The sequence below is a fragment of the Streptomyces sp. NPDC001381 genome (assembly GCF_042895685.1).
Lineage (GTDB): Bacteria > Actinomycetota > Actinomycetes > Streptomycetales > Streptomycetaceae > Streptomyces.
Genome location: NZ_JBIAWO010000001.1, coordinates 828,443 through 841,814, shown reverse-complemented (window position 1 = coordinate 841,814; position 13,372 = coordinate 828,443). Strand labels below are relative to the sequence as shown.

9 protein-coding genes are annotated in these 13,372 nt (G+C 72.9%); 4 read left to right on the top strand and 5 right to left on the bottom strand.

What is annotated here, in order from left to right:
- Nucleotides 1-134: 134 nt before the first annotated feature.
- From ACFY2L_RS03755 to ACFY2L_RS03740, 4 genes are all read right to left on the bottom strand, one after another.
- Complete coding sequence (locus tag ACFY2L_RS03755) at nt 135-1,544, bottom strand: HupE/UreJ family protein (protein ID WP_390655473.1); 1,410 nt, start codon at nt 1,542-1,544, stop codon at nt 135-137.
- Nucleotides 1,541-2,737, bottom strand: a complete 1,197-nt coding sequence (locus ACFY2L_RS03750) for a DUF3500 domain-containing protein (protein WP_390655474.1) — start codon at nt 2,735-2,737, stop codon at nt 1,541-1,543. The genes ACFY2L_RS03755 and ACFY2L_RS03750 overlap by 4 nt, the downstream gene beginning before the upstream one ends.
- A 466-nt stretch (nt 2,738-3,203) precedes the next feature.
- Nucleotides 3,204-3,878 carry a glycoside hydrolase family 11 protein gene (locus ACFY2L_RS03745; protein ID WP_390655475.1) on the bottom strand — a complete coding sequence of 225 codons (675 nt, stop codon included), beginning with the start codon at nt 3,876-3,878 and terminating at the stop codon, nt 3,204-3,206.
- A 230-nt stretch (nt 3,879-4,108) separates the two neighbouring features.
- Nucleotides 4,109-5,827 carry a serine/threonine-protein kinase gene (locus tag ACFY2L_RS03740; protein ID WP_390821388.1) on the bottom strand — a complete coding sequence of 573 codons (1,719 nt, stop codon included), beginning with the start codon at nt 5,825-5,827 and terminating at the stop codon, nt 4,109-4,111.
- A 387-nt stretch (nt 5,828-6,214) separates the two neighbouring features.
- Between ACFY2L_RS03740 and ACFY2L_RS03735 the strand changes: the two genes are divergently transcribed.
- Both ACFY2L_RS03735 and ACFY2L_RS03730 read left to right on the top strand, forming a co-directional pair.
- Complete coding sequence (locus ACFY2L_RS03735) at nt 6,215-7,402, top strand: cytochrome P450 (RefSeq protein ID WP_390821387.1); 1,188 nt, start codon at nt 6,215-6,217, stop codon at nt 7,400-7,402.
- 322 nt (nt 7,403-7,724) lie between these two features.
- Nucleotides 7,725-8,513 carry a hypothetical protein gene (locus ACFY2L_RS03730; RefSeq protein ID WP_390821386.1) on the top strand — a complete coding sequence of 263 codons (789 nt, stop codon included), beginning with the start codon at nt 7,725-7,727 and terminating at the stop codon, nt 8,511-8,513.
- A 50-nt stretch (nt 8,514-8,563) separates the two neighbouring features.
- On the opposite strand, the gene ACFY2L_RS03725 is transcribed toward ACFY2L_RS03730, so the two are convergent.
- The gene (locus tag ACFY2L_RS03725) at nt 8,564-9,637 is read right to left on the bottom strand and encodes a LacI family DNA-binding transcriptional regulator (protein ID WP_390821385.1); all 1,074 of its coding nucleotides are present in this window, start codon (nt 9,635-9,637) and stop codon (nt 8,564-8,566) included.
- A gap of 69 nt (nt 9,638-9,706) precedes the next feature.
- Here ACFY2L_RS03725 and ACFY2L_RS03720 point away from each other — a divergent pair, with 69 nt between their 5' ends.
- Nucleotides 9,707-11,878, top strand: a complete 2,172-nt coding sequence (locus ACFY2L_RS03720) for an alpha-galactosidase (RefSeq protein WP_390821384.1) — start codon at nt 9,707-9,709, stop codon at nt 11,876-11,878.
- 278 nt (nt 11,879-12,156) lie between these two features.
- Nucleotides 12,157-13,308, top strand: a complete 1,152-nt coding sequence (locus ACFY2L_RS03715; protein ID WP_390655481.1) for a glutathione-independent formaldehyde dehydrogenase — start codon at nt 12,157-12,159, stop codon at nt 13,306-13,308.
- The last annotated feature ends 64 nt before the right edge of the window (nt 13,309-13,372 follow it).

Genomic DNA, 13,372 nt, shown 5'->3' with positions numbered 1-13,372 from the left:
CCGCCGGCGCGACGCTCGGCGGCACGGGCACCGCGTCGGCCGCGGCCACGATCACCGTCGCGGCGGACGGCTCGGGCGCCCACACCACCGTGCAGGCGGCCGTGAACGCCGTACCGTCCGGCACCTGCGCGCCCTCATCCCGTGCCCGCTCCGGACGCCGCGCGCCGCTCTTCGCGCTCGGGACATGTCGCTGCCGGGGCCTCGGCCGGTCCGGGGCGTGCCGGGCGGCGGGCGGCCAGGCTCCAGGCGGTGGCGGCGAGCGCGGTCACGGTGAGGGCGGCCAGCAGCGGGGTGGTGTGGGATCCCGCGCCGTCGGCCGCCCGGGCGACGGGGTTGGGCAGGCCGAGACGGTCGGCCAGCCAGCCGAGGGCCGCCGTGCCGGTGAGCAGGGCGCCGGCCAGCCGTAGCGCGGGCTGGACGCGCAGGCGCGCGAGGACCAGCAGGGAGGGCAGGGCGAGACAGACCAGCAGGAGCTGGACCAGTTCGATGCCGAGGTTGAAGCCGAGGAGGCTGGTCACGAGCTGCCCGGTGGACAGGTGCATCTCGGCGAGGACGAAGGAGAACGCCATGCCGTGGCCGAGCCCGAAGACCCCGGCGACGAGCGCTTCCTTGCCCGGGAAGAGGGGGCGGACGGCGTGGACCGCGCCGACGAGGATGCTGGCGGCGATGAACGCCTCGACCGGCCGGCCGGGGATGTCCAGGCGGCCGAGCGCGGTGGCGGCCAGCGCGACGGAGTGTCCGGCGGTGAAGGCGAGCGTGGTGCGGCCGATCCGGCCGAGCGCGGACCGGACGCCGACCAGGCCGTCCCAGCGCCGTCCGCCGGCCGCGAGCGGCGCGGGCAGGAGCAGGATCAGCAGGAACAGCAGGTGGTCGGTGCCGGTGAGGATGTGGTCGCCGCCCAGTCCCACCATGGCGAGGAATCCGCGCCAGGCGCTGCCTTCGTCGAGGTCGACCTTCAGTGCCGGGACGGTCATGGTGCGGGTGTCGGTCCGGATGGTGCCGACCTGGGTGGCGCCCTCGCCGTCGACCTGCCCGGCGGCCCAGTCCTGACGTACGGTCACCAGAGCGGTGTGCGTGACGACCTGGTGGACGATGACGTCGTAGTCGAAGGTGAAGTGGCGTACGTCCGCGCCGGCCGGCGGGGTGAGCACGACCTCGGCGACCAGCTCCCGGTAGGGGCCGGTGGAGGTCTGCTCGGTGCTGCCGAGACTCAGGCCGCCGGTGCTGACGTCCCAGGCCCTGCCGCGGGTGGTGGCCGGGCGGATGTGCCGGTCGAGATAGGTCCGGATGGCCTTGGCCTTACCGGAGAGCGTGGCTCGGGTGGTGTCGCCCAGGTCGATCCCGCTGGCCCGGGAGAAGTCGTCGGCCGGCAGTTCCAGACGGGCACGCACCGAGGCCTGGTGCACGTCGAGCTCCACCACCGAGTGCGGCATCGGATGCGCGGCGGCCGGCGACGCCCCGGTGAGGAGCGCCGCCGGTACCGCGATCGCGATCCCGGCCACCAGACGCAGTGCTGTGGTCAGCCAGTTTCGCGGTCGGGTCATGAGAAGGAGAACTCGCTGCCGTAGTCGCGGGTGTGGTCCCGGTACACGGTGTGGTAGTGGACCTTGTCCTGGTAGACGAAGCCGTTCTGGCAGACGAACTCGATCCACACGCCGGGGCCGTCGATGCGGACGTAGTCGCCCTGGGTGTCCAGACCCGTGCCGCCGGAGTAGGCGATGTAGGTCTGGTCGAGCTCACGCGTGTACGTCTTCATGAGCTGCTTGGCGGTGGCGTCGTCCACGCCGGCGATCCACGGGTGGATCGCCGCCAGGACCAGCTTCTTCTGCTTGGGCGACAGCGAGGCGGCCTTGATGCCCTGCTTGGTCTCCGGGAACTGGCCGTCCTCGCCCGGGCCGAGCAGCACGTCGCTGAACGACTCGGACAGCTTGGCCGCGGCCAGCTGCTCCGTGCTCAGGCTGCCGGTCAGCTCCAGCAGGCCGTCGCGGAACGTCCCCAGCGGCTCGTACGTGGTGCCGTCGTCCGCGGTCCAGCTGGTGGGCTCGACACCGGTGAAGAACGGGCTGGCGCCGGACACCTTGCCGTCCTTGTAGGTGATGTTCACCGCGAGGTGGTGGCCGCCGAAGTGCAGCTGCCAGGTGCCGTCCGCCGACGGGGTGCCCAGGAACGCCAGGAAGTAGATGTCACTTCCGTACCCGCCGGCGCCGGCGCCGCCGCCGGGGTCGCCGGACGGCGGGGTGCCCGTCGGGGCGTCGGTGGCCGTGGCGCTCGGGTCCGCCGAGGCGGAGGGGTCGCTCGACGTGCTGCCCGACGGCGCGGAGGGACCGGAGCCGGAGCTCTCCGCCGAGGCCAGCTGGTCGTCGGCCAGGAGGGTCTGCAGGACGTGTTCGTAGCCGGTGTCCTGGCCGGTCCCCAGGGCCGCCTTCAGCACGTTCTTCAAGGCGGCCAGCTGCTCGTCGCTCAGCGAGCCGGTCTGGATGCCGGGCCGGCAGGACGAGCCGCACGGCAGGTTCGACCACGCGGTCGCGTTCGCCTGGGAGAAGTCCAGGACCGTCTCCGCCTGCTGGTCGGAGTCCAGCGTGTTCAGGAACGCGTTCGCGGCGCTGACCACGGCCGCGACGCCGGTGGCCTTCTTGTCGACCGGATAGTGGACGCCGGCCTTCTTCGCGTCGCCCGTGGTCGTCGCCGCGTTGGCCGCCACGAAACCGCCGCCGACGAGGACCACACCGGCGGCCACGCCGGCGATACCCCGCCAGGTCCGTCGGCTACGCGCCCGACTTGTTCTCTCTCTGCTCACGAACAACTCCCTGAAGACAAGAGTGGGTACGGTGCGCCGACTTGGCGGGCGGCACCGTCGAGGACACGCGCGTGATGGACGAAAGGACTATCAGCAAAATTGTTGACAGCTCAATGCGCGCGTCCCGGGACGCGTCCCATTTGGATGGCGGAGGCCGCATATCGATGAGAAGTACTTGGCTCGTTGACAGGTTGCTCTCATCGCGACTTCAGCCGCCGGGACGGACTCGCGTCACGTCCGGCGGTGACGTCGTGTCGACTGAAGACCCGCCCGGACACCCCATGGGAAGAAGGGTGTCCGGGCGGTGCATCGCCGCTCCGGGTGCCATCGCGCGCCCCGCCCGGTCCTCAGGGTCGTCCTCAGGGTCGTCCTCAGGGGCGGGTGACCGGGCGTGGTCCTGCGGCGCTCACGCCGACACCGTGATCGTGGAGCTCCCGCTGCTCTGGTAACCCTCGGTCGCGAGGATCATGTAGTACTTGAAGCTGCCGAGGGGCATCCCCGCGCGGGCCCAGGCGTCGAAGTGGTTGCCGGTGGTGATGGTGCCGCCCGTCCGCCTCGACTGCCGCACGCTCCAGTACTGGTTGAAGGTCTTGGTGCCTTCGACGGACGGCGCGTTGTACCGCGTCGTCTGATAGATGTCGTACGTGCCGCCGTCGCTGGTGACGGTGCCCTTGTACGTGCCCGTCGGCCGGTAGCTGCCCCAGTTGTCGACGACGTAGTACTCGACGAGCGGGTTGGACGTCCAGCCGTAGAGGGCCAGGTAGGCGTTGCCGGAGGGGCTGAAGCTGCCCGAATACCTCACGGTCCTGCGTGAGCCGTTGCTCCACCCCTTGCCGGCGACGAAGTTCCCGGTGTTCCTCCAGCTCGTGCCGTAGGTGCCGCCGGAGTCCAGGGTCATGGAGACCGTGCCCTGCGCGTCGGTCCAGAACGAGTAGTAGAAGCCGTTGTTGGTGCCGGTCTGGTTCGTGGTGATGACGGTGGCCGCGCGGGCGGTGCCGGGCAGGACCAGCGCCGACGCGGCGCCCAGCAGCATGGCGCAGGCGGTCCTGCGGGTCGTCGGGTGTGCGGGTACGACGTTCATGCGAGGGTTCCTCCTCCTCTTGGTGAGGCCGGGAATGTGGTCGCAGTGTTGACCTGCCCTCGTCAAGCGTCAATAGTTTCGACGTCCGTTACGAAATGTTTCGACGGTGGTGGGCGCGTGAAGCATGGGTTTTGGCCATCCTTGGTCACGGTGACGGTGGTGATCACGGTCCCGAGGTGAGGATGCCTCAGGTTCCCGCTTCGAATGTTTCGGAGGATTTCCGGTGGAGCTCAGTCCGTGCCCGGGGTGCGGCGCAGTTCGGAAGGGGCGCCGGCCGACTGGGCGCCCTCCTCCCCGAGCCGGATGGTGTCGTCGTCGGTCAGCTGAACCACGTACACATGCCCCTTCTCGCACGTCAGCGAGGAGTTCGAGCGATCGGTCGGGTGGCTGGTCACCGCTTCGAACGTGGCCGTGGAGCCCCGCACCCCCCGCAGTTCGAGGGCTTCCGTGCAGCCCACCTCGCGTCGGGTGCCGACCTCGGAGACCCTGCTGACCTGCTTGCCGGCGATGTCCCCCTTGGCGGCGGTGTGCAGGGTCAGAGTGACCACGAACGAGTCGGTGCGGGGCTGGAGCTGCCCGTCGGCGCCCGGGTTGCCGGGGCCCTCGCCGGTCCAGACGCCCTCCCATCTCCGGGACAGCGCGGCGGTGGTGGTGGAGGCCGTCGGGCCGCTGGTCGGGTCCGCCCCGGTTTCCTTCTCCCCGCCGTCGTCGCCGAACGGGTTCAGGAGCAGTACGGCGGTGGTGGCGGCGACGGCACCGGCCGTCACCGCGGCGACGGTCCAGGCGGTCCGCCGACGCCGGTGAGCGGCGGCGGGCGGTGGGGCGGCTACGGCGCCCGGATGCACCGGATGCACCGGATGCACCGGATGCACCGGATGCACCGGATGTGCGGGATGGGCCGGATGCGCGGGATGGGCGGCTACGGTGCCGGGATGCGTCGGCGGGGTCGCCGCCGCCCCGGCAGGCATCGGCGGGGTCGCCGCCGCGCCCGGACGGGTCGGCGGAGTCAGCGGCGGGGGCGGGGGCGGGACCGCGGCGGGGGCCGCCGCGCAGAGGGCCGAGACCTCCGCCGCGCGGCGGGCGAGGTCGTCCTGGAGCCCGGGCGGCAGGGCGTGCTCCCAGCCGCCGGACTCCCGCTCCCGGGGCAGGAGCCCGGTCAGTTCGCCGCTGTCCGGCCGGTGTTCGGGCCGCTTGGCCAGGCAGCGGCGGAGCACCGGCACCAGTTCACCCGGCACGCCGTCGAGGCGGGGGTCGTCGTGGACGACCCGGTACAGCAGTGAGGCCGCCGAGACGTCCTCGCCCGGATGCTGGAACGGGCTGTCGCCGGTCGCGGCGTACACCAGGACCGCGGCGAGCGAGAAGACGTCTCCCGCCTCCGTCACCACGCCTCCGGACACCTGCTCCGGGGCGAGGTAGCCGGGGGAGCCGATGACGCCGCCGGTGCGGGTGTGCCGGGAGTCGTCGGCGGCACGGGCGATGCCGAAGTCGATGAGCATCGGGCGCTCGCGGGCCAGCAGGATGTTGGACGGCTTGACGTCCCGGTGCGTGAGACCGCACGCGTGCACCGCGCCCAGGGCGGCGGCGAGTTCGGCGGCCAGGGCGCGCAGGGCGGCCGGCGGGAGCGGGCCGTGGGCCATGACCCACTCGGCGAGCGAGGGGGCGGCGACGTACTCGGTCGCCAGCCACTGCGGCCGGTGGCCGGGCCGGCTGAAGTCCACGACGGACACGGTCCAGGGCGAGCGGACGCGGTCGCTGCTGCGTATCTCGCGGGCGAAGCGCGGCTCGAAGTCCGGCGCCGCGGCCAGATCCGGGCGGACCGTCTTCAGCGCCAGCGGACGGCCCGCCGGGGTGCGCGACAGGTACACCTGGCCCATGCCGCCCGCGCCGAGCCGCGCCAGCAGCGGGTAGCCGCCGACGGTGTCCGGATCCGTGGCCTCCAATGGCTGCATGTACGTTCCCCCTTGTCCCTCACCCCGTGTCCGCTCCCTCGCGGCACGGCGCCGCCGTGCGGGCGAGTGCGGGCGCGCAGAAGGATACGGCGGCGGGCGGGGCGGCCGCGGAGGGAGGGCCCGCCTCGACGCCGTCGCGGCTCAGCTCGACGGCAGGCTTCCGACCGTCAGGTCGAGCCGGCGGCCGAACTCATGTCACCGGCGGCGCCGTCGGCACCGCGCTCGCCGCACCCGCGCGCGGAGCCCTCGGCCGGCGCGGCGCATCGGCCACCGGCCCCGGGTTTGCGGTGATCTCCCCCGAGCAGGCTCTGGGGGCGTCTTTCAGCCGCCCGTTCCCGTACCCGGACCCAGCTCGCCGACCCTCGCCAGCCGCTCAAGGAGGAATCCGTGGCCGTCGTGCCCACGACCGAGATCGACATGTTCGCGACCTCGGACCAGCGCACCCGCTACGCGCAGTACCGGCACCTGCGGGAGCTGGGGGCCGTCGTCCGGCTGCGCGAGCCGGACGTGTACGCGATCACGCGCTACGACGAGGTGAGAGCCGTGCTGGCCGACCACGGCACCTTCCTCTCCGGCGAGGGCGTGGGATTCAACGCCGATGTCAACCAGATGATGCGGGGCGTCACCCTCGTCAGCGACCCGCCGGAACACGACGTGCTGCGCTCCGTCGTCGGGGCCGGACTGCGGCCCGGCTCCCTGCGCGGTCGCAGTGAGGAGATCGCCGGGAAGGCGCGCGACCTCGTCGCCGACGTCGTCGAGCGCGGCGGGATCGACGGTGTCACCGAACTGGCCCAGGTCATACCGATGCTGGTCATCCCCGACTTCCTCGGACTGCCCGACCGCAATCGTGAGCACCTCTACGCGTGGGGGCAGGTGGGCAACGACCTCCTGGGCCCGGTCACCGAACGCACCCCGCACAACATGGAGATGACGCGGCGCCTGTTCGAGTTCGCCCACGAGCTCGCCGCGAACAGGGAACTCGCGCCCGGAAGCCCCGGCGCCGCCATGCTGGAGGCCGCCGACCAGGGGGTCGTCCCCAAGGAGAAGTGCCCGCTCCTCCTCGTCGACTTCATCGGCCCGTCGCTGGAGACGACGGCCGCGGCGATCGGCCATCTCCTCGTCGTCTTCGCCGAGCGCCCTGACCAGTGGGCGGCACTGCGCGCCGAGCCCGGCCTCGTGGCCTCGGCGATCAACGAGCTGCTCAGATTCGAGAGTCCGGTGCGCGGGCTCACCCGCGTCGCGGCGCGCGACACGGAGCTCGGCGGGGTGACGATCCCGCGGGGCGCCCGGGTGTGGGCCCTCTTCGCCTCCGCGAACCGTGACGAGCGGAAGTGGGAGCGCCCGGACGAGTTCGACTTCCGCCGCAATCCCCGCGACCACCTCGCGTTCGGACACGGCGCGCACGGATGCGTCGGCCACGGCGTGGCCCGCCTCGAGTTGCACGCCCTGTTCCACGCGCTGCTCGAGTCCGTCGAGCGCGTGGAGTTCACCGGTGATCCGGTGATCGCGGAGAACACGATCCTGAACACGTACGCCGAGGTACCCGTCCGGCTGGTCGCGAGAAGGAGGGGCTGACGCGAGCAGGACGGCCGCACGCGACGGGCTGCGGTCCGGCCCGACGGGCTGCGGACCGACACGAGGGGTACGGCGCGGCGTGAGGGGTCCGGCGCGGCGTGAGGGGTCCGGTCCGCCGTGAGGGCTGCGGTTCGGTGTGAGCGGCTGCCGGTGTCGGGCGGCCGGCGACCGGCGGCCGGCCGCCGCTGCCGAGGCCGCGTCGGCGGTCAGCCGTCGGTGAGAGGGCAACCGGGACCGGCTCTCGTGGGTCTAGCCCAGGTGACACCTCATCAGGCTCCGCCGTGAGGAGACGGCGGGCCCAGCGATCCCTGAGGGGGATTCCATGCGCACCCGCCCCGCCCTCGCCGTCCTGTCCCTTGCCACCGCCCTGTCCGCCGCGCTGGTCCCGGCGTCCGCCCGCGCGGCGGACCGAGCCGCGTCCGACACGACGTTCTCGAACGTGGTGGTCAACGGCGGCAAGGACATCGTGCTCGGCCTGACCACCCGCACGACCGTCACCCTCACCTGGACGGCGACGGACCCGGACGGCGTCCTCGCGTCCTGGGCCTATCTGTGGCACGGCCCCAACACCGACGACGCCGACGGCATCCTGCCGGCCTACCCGCCGGCGGGCACCTGCACCGTGTCGCCCACCGACCGCACCACCTCCACCTGCAAGGTGAGCTTCGGGGTGGACGCCGCGCGGGACTTCGACCACAACGGCCTCGCCGGGACCTGGAAGGTGCTCGCCGGCGCGCAGGACGCCGGCGACGACTGGACCGAGATCGACGTCGCCGGGACGGCGCGGTTCAAGCGGTACGCCAAGGTGACGGTGAACGCCTCGCCCGAGCCGGTGAAGAAGGGCAGGACCATCTTGGTCACCGGCAGGCTGACCCGCGCCGACTGGGAGAGCGGCACCTACACCGGCTACCGGGACCGGCCGGTCCTGCTGCAGTTCCGCAAGAAGGGGAGCTCCGCCTACACGACCCTGAAGACCGTCACCAGCGGCAGCGGCGGCACGCTCAGGACCACCACGAAGGCCGCTGCCGACGGCTACTTCCGTTTCGTCTTCACCGGCACCGCCACCACCGGCCCGGCCACGGCGGCGGGCGACTTCGTCGACGTCAGGTGAGGGTGCGGGGCGGCGCCGCGCACGGGCGGCGGTGCGTCGCGGCGCCGGGTTCACGCGCGGGCGCCGCCCGAGCTCTCCCGGATGATCAGCTCGGTGCCGGTGAAGGTCGCGGCGGCGGGCCGGTGGTCGCGCTCCAACCGGCCGCGCAGGAGCTCGAAGGCGTCGCGGCCCAGTCCCTGGAAGTCCATGCGGACGGTGGTGAGGGAGGGGGTGAGGTACCCGGCGTGCGGTGCGTCGTCGAAGCCGATGACACCGACGTCCTCCGGCACCGGCCGCCCGGCGTCGCGCAGGGCGCGCAGCACGCCCAGGGCCAGGTCGTCGTTGCCGCACAGGACCGCCGTGACGTCCGGGTCACCGGCGAGCCGTCGGCCCTCGTCGTAACCGGCCCGCGCGTCCCAGCCCCCGCCGCCGAGGGGCTCGGGCGGGGTGACGCCGGCCGCCTCCAGGGCCGCCCGCCAGCCCTGGGCGCGCGGGCCTTCCGCGTCCCCGGTGCCCTCTGACGTGGGGATGGCGACGTAGTGCACGGTCCGGTGCCCGAGCCGCAGCAGGTACGCGGTGGCGGCACGGGCCGCCTCGCGGTCGTCGGCCCACACGGCCGGACGGGGAGGAGTCCGGCCGTGGGGCGGCGCTTCGACGACCGCGGCGCACGGCACGTCCGCCGGGACCCGGCCCAGTGCGGTGGCGCCGAGCCGGTCGAAGCCGATGACCATCAGCCCGCCCCCCTCGGCCGCGGCCGCGGAGATCGTGCGGTCCAGGTCGTCCTCGGGCGTCAGCACCTTCACGCCGAGCGAGTAGCCCGCGGCGCGGGCCGCTTCCTCCAGGCCCTGAAGGGTGGCGGCATAGCCGTGGAGGGTCGTGTTCGACGTCAGGACGGTGACCGACCGGGTCACGCCGCTGGCCAGGGCGAACGCGGTGGGGTTGCGCCGGAAGCCGAGCGTCTGGATGGCCGCCTCGACCCGCCTGCGCGTCTCCTCGCGGACGTTCGGGGAGTCGTTGATGACCCGTGAGACGGTCTGGTACGAGACGCCCGCGGCCCGGGCGACGTCCCGGATGCCGGCCGCCTTCCGGGGCTCCCGTCCGGGGCCGGAGCGGCTGTCGGGGCTTGTGTGACCGGTCACATCCATGCCAGGATTGTCAGCGGTGACACCGTCGCCCGTCAAGGGAAGGACCGCACCCGCGGGAGGGGAACCGCGTTGACCACCGCTGTCGAAGCAGCCGAGCGGTCCCTTCTCTGGTCCCACGACGTCCTCGGACTGGCCGCCGTGGCGGACTCCGCGGGGGCGGTCCGGCTGGGGGCGGCGGGCCAGGACTGGAACACCCTGCTCCCCCTCGTCGAGGTCACCGTGACCGGCCACGGCCGCACCTGGTCGGGCGAACGCTTCATCGACACCGCCGTCGGCGGCCGCCTGGCCCACCGGAGCCACGAGACGGTCCGGGACGGGGACGGGCAGCGCACGACGTTCCGGCTGGCGGACCCGGTGACCGGGCTCGGCGCCGTCATCACCCTGCGGACCCGCCCCGGTGCCGGCTTCCTCCGCTCGCAGGTGCGCCTGGTCAACGAAGGCGGCGCGCCGCTCCGGCTGGAGAGCGTGTCGAGCCTGGCCCTCGGCGGCATCGGGGACGCCGTGGGCGCGCTCGACGGCCTGACCCTCCACTGGGCGGACAACGACTGGCTCGCCGAGTGCCGTTGGCGGCACTCGCCCTTCCGCGACCACATCGTCTCCCTGAACCGGCCGGCCCACGGCCACGAAGGACGCGGCTGCTTCGAGCGGTACTCGCAGGGCAGTTGGTCCACGGGCCGGCACCTGCCGATGGCCGGGCTCACCGACCGGGCGGGCCGCGCCTGGCTCTGGCAGATCGAGTCCAGCGCGGGCTGGCGCTACGAGACCGGCGAACGGGAAGGCGCCGCCTACGTCGCGCTGTTCGGACCCGACGACGCCCACCACCAGTGGCACCGGACCCTGGCACCGGGCGAGGAGTTCACCACCGTCCCCGCCGTCCTCGTCGCGGCCCGGGCCGGTGGCCTCGACGCCGCGTTCGGCGAACTCACCGCCTACCGCCGCCGGATACGCCGCGTCCACCCGGACCACACGGCACTCCCGGTGATCTACAACGACTACATGAACACCCTGATGGGTGACCCCACCACCGACAAGCTCCTGCCGCTCGTCGAAGCGGCGGGCGCCGCGGGCGCCGAGGTCTTCGTCGTGGACGCGGGCTGGTACGACGACGACGGCCAGGGCTGGTGGGACGCCGTCGGCGCCTGGGACGCCTCGGGCCGCCGCTTCCCCGGCGGCATCCAGCGGGTGCTCGACGCCATCAGGTCGCACGGGATGACCCCCGGACTCTGGCTGGAACCCGAAGTGGTCGGCGTGCGCAGCCCGCTGGCCCGCACCCTGCCTCCCGAGGCGTTCTTCCGGCGGGGCGGAGTCCGGGTCAGCGAGCACGGCCGGCACCACCTGGACCTGCGCCACCCCGCCGCCCGCGCCCACCTCGACCGGGTCGTCGACCGGCTCGTGGACGACTGGGGGGTGGGCTATCTGAAGCTCGACTACAACGTCAACATCGGTCCCGGCACCGAGAACGGCGCCGAGAGCGCGGGCGCCGGACTGCTCGGGCACCACCGCGCGCACCTCGACTGGCTGGGCTCCCTCCTCGACCGGCACCCCGGCCTCGTCCTGGAGAACTGCGCGTCGGGCGGGCTGCGCATGGACTACGCCCAGCTCGCGGTCGTCCAGCTGCAGTCCACCAGCGACCAGCAGGACCCCCTGCGCTGTCCGCCCATCGCGGCCGCGTCCGCCACCGCGGCGACCCCCGAGCAGGCCGCCGTGTGGGCCTGCCCCCAGCCGGACTTCGGCCCCGACGAGATCGCCTTCGCGCTCACCGGCGCGCTGACGGCCCGTGTCCAGCTGTCCGGGTTCCTCGACCGCATGAGCCCGGAGCAGTTCGACCTCGTCCGCTCGGCCGTCTCTGTCCACAAGGCCCTTCGCGCGGAGATCCCCCGCAGCCTTCCCTTCTGGCCGCTCGGGCTTCCCGCGTGGGAGGACACCTGGATCGCCTCCGGCCTGCGCGGCCGGGCCGCCACCTGGCTCGCCCTGTGGCGCAGGGCGCCGGCCGCCGACGCGGGAGCGGGAGCCGCGCGCCCACGCGAGCGCTACGGAGCCGACGACGGCACCCGCGCCGTCCCGCTCTCCCATCTGCGCGGCGTCCCCCTCCGCCCCACGGTGCTCCATCCCGCCGCCTCCGACGCCACCCTCGCCTGGGACGCCGCCGCGGGACGGCTCACCGTCACCCTCCCCCGCCCCGGCACCGCCGTACTCCTCCACCTCGCCGCCGAGCCACCGGCCGGGGGCGACGAGAGGTGACCGGGCAGGACCGCCGCGGCGGCCCTTCGGCCCGCCCGTCACGGCGTGCGCGTACCGGGTGCACCGTGCGCGCCGGGAGCAGGGGTGGGATCGTCGTCCGGTGGGGGTTGCGGCGGGTGCCGCAGGGGCGTTCCCTGGAAGTAACCAATGGTGAAGCCAGAGCGCCTGGGACTACGCAGCGGACCGAGGGGCCCGGTCGCGGTGTGTGTTCTCCCGGCAAGGGCCTCGGTCAGGCAGGCCGTCGTGGTCACCCGGCGTTCGACGCGGAGGTGATCCAGGTGAAAGCCGTTGTCTACGAGAAGCCCTTCAGCGTCACCGTCAGGGACGTCGACGATCCGCAGATCCAGCACCCGAACGACGTGCTGGTACGCGTCACGTCGACCGCCATCTGCGGTTCCGACCTGCACATGTACGAGGGCCGCACGGCGGCCGAGTCCGGCATCGTGTTCGGGCACGAGAACATGGGCATCGTCGAGGAGACCGGCGCGGGCGTGACCTCCTTGTCCAAGGGCGACCGGGTCGTCATGCCCTTCAACGTCGCCTGCGGATTCTGCAAGAACTGCCTGGCCGGGAAGACCGGCTTCTGTCTCACGGTCAACCCGGGCTTCGCCGGCGGCGCCTACGGTTATGTCGCCATGGGGCCGTACAAGGGCGGACAGGCGGAACTGCTGCGCGTGCCCTTCGCCGATTTCAACTGCCTGAAGCTGCCGCAGGGTGAGGAGTTCGAGACCGACTTCGTGCTGCTCGCCGACATCTTCCCCACCGGCTATCACGGGTGCGAGCTCGCCCAGGTGTCCCCCGGCGAGAGCGTGGCCGTCTTCGGCGCCGGTCCGGTCGGGCTGATGGCCGCGTACTCCGCGCTGCTGCGCGGTGCGTCGAAGGTGTTCTCCGTCGACCGGGTGCCCGAGCGGCTCGCCAAGGCCGAGGAGATCGGAGCCGTTCCGATCGACTTCACCAAGGGCGACCCGGCCGCGCAGATCAAGGAGCACACCGGGGGCGAGGGCACCGACAAGGGTGTCGACGCCGTCGGCTACCAGGCCCAGGCGCACGACGCCAGCCACGAGGAACCGGCCGTCGTCCTCAACACGCTCGTCGAGACGGTGCGGCCGACGGGCATGCTGGGCATACCGGGCCTGTACGTGCCCTCCGACCCGGGCGGACCCGACGAGAACGCCAAGCACGGCCAACTCCTGGTCTCCATCGGCAGGATGTTCGAGAAGGGCCAGCGGATGGGCACCGGGCAGTGCAACGTCAAGCAGTACAACCGTCAGCTGCGTGACCTGATCATCGCGCGGCGCGCCAAGCCCAGCTTCGTGGTCTCCCACGAACTGCCGCTGGAGGAGGCGCCGAGCGCGTACGAGAAGTTCGACCAGCGCATCGAGGGTTACACCAAGGTCGTCCTGCATCCCGGTCACGCCCTCGCGGCGTAGCGGCCGGACAGGACAGGACAGGACAGGGCACCGAACGGTCCCCGCGCGGCGGCCGGTCGGCCGG

Bases quoted from the DNA above. Each gene is read 5' to 3' on its own strand.
- ACFY2L_RS03755 (WP_390655473.1), bottom strand. From the start codon at position 1,544: ATGACCCGACCGCGAAACTGGCTGACCACAGCACTGCGTCTGGTGGCC.
- ACFY2L_RS03745 (WP_390655475.1), bottom strand. From the start codon at position 3,878: ATGAACGTCGTACCCGCACACCCGACGACCCGCAGGACCGCCTGCGCC.
- ACFY2L_RS03740 (WP_390821388.1), bottom strand. From the start codon at position 5,827: ATGCAGCCATTGGAGGCCACGGATCCGGACACCGTCGGCGGCTACCCG.
- ACFY2L_RS03730 (WP_390821386.1), top strand. From the start codon at position 7,725: ATGCGCACCCGCCCCGCCCTCGCCGTCCTGTCCCTTGCCACCGCCCTG.
- ACFY2L_RS03725 (WP_390821385.1), bottom strand. From the start codon at position 9,637: ATGGATGTGACCGGTCACACAAGCCCCGACAGCCGCTCCGGCCCCGGA.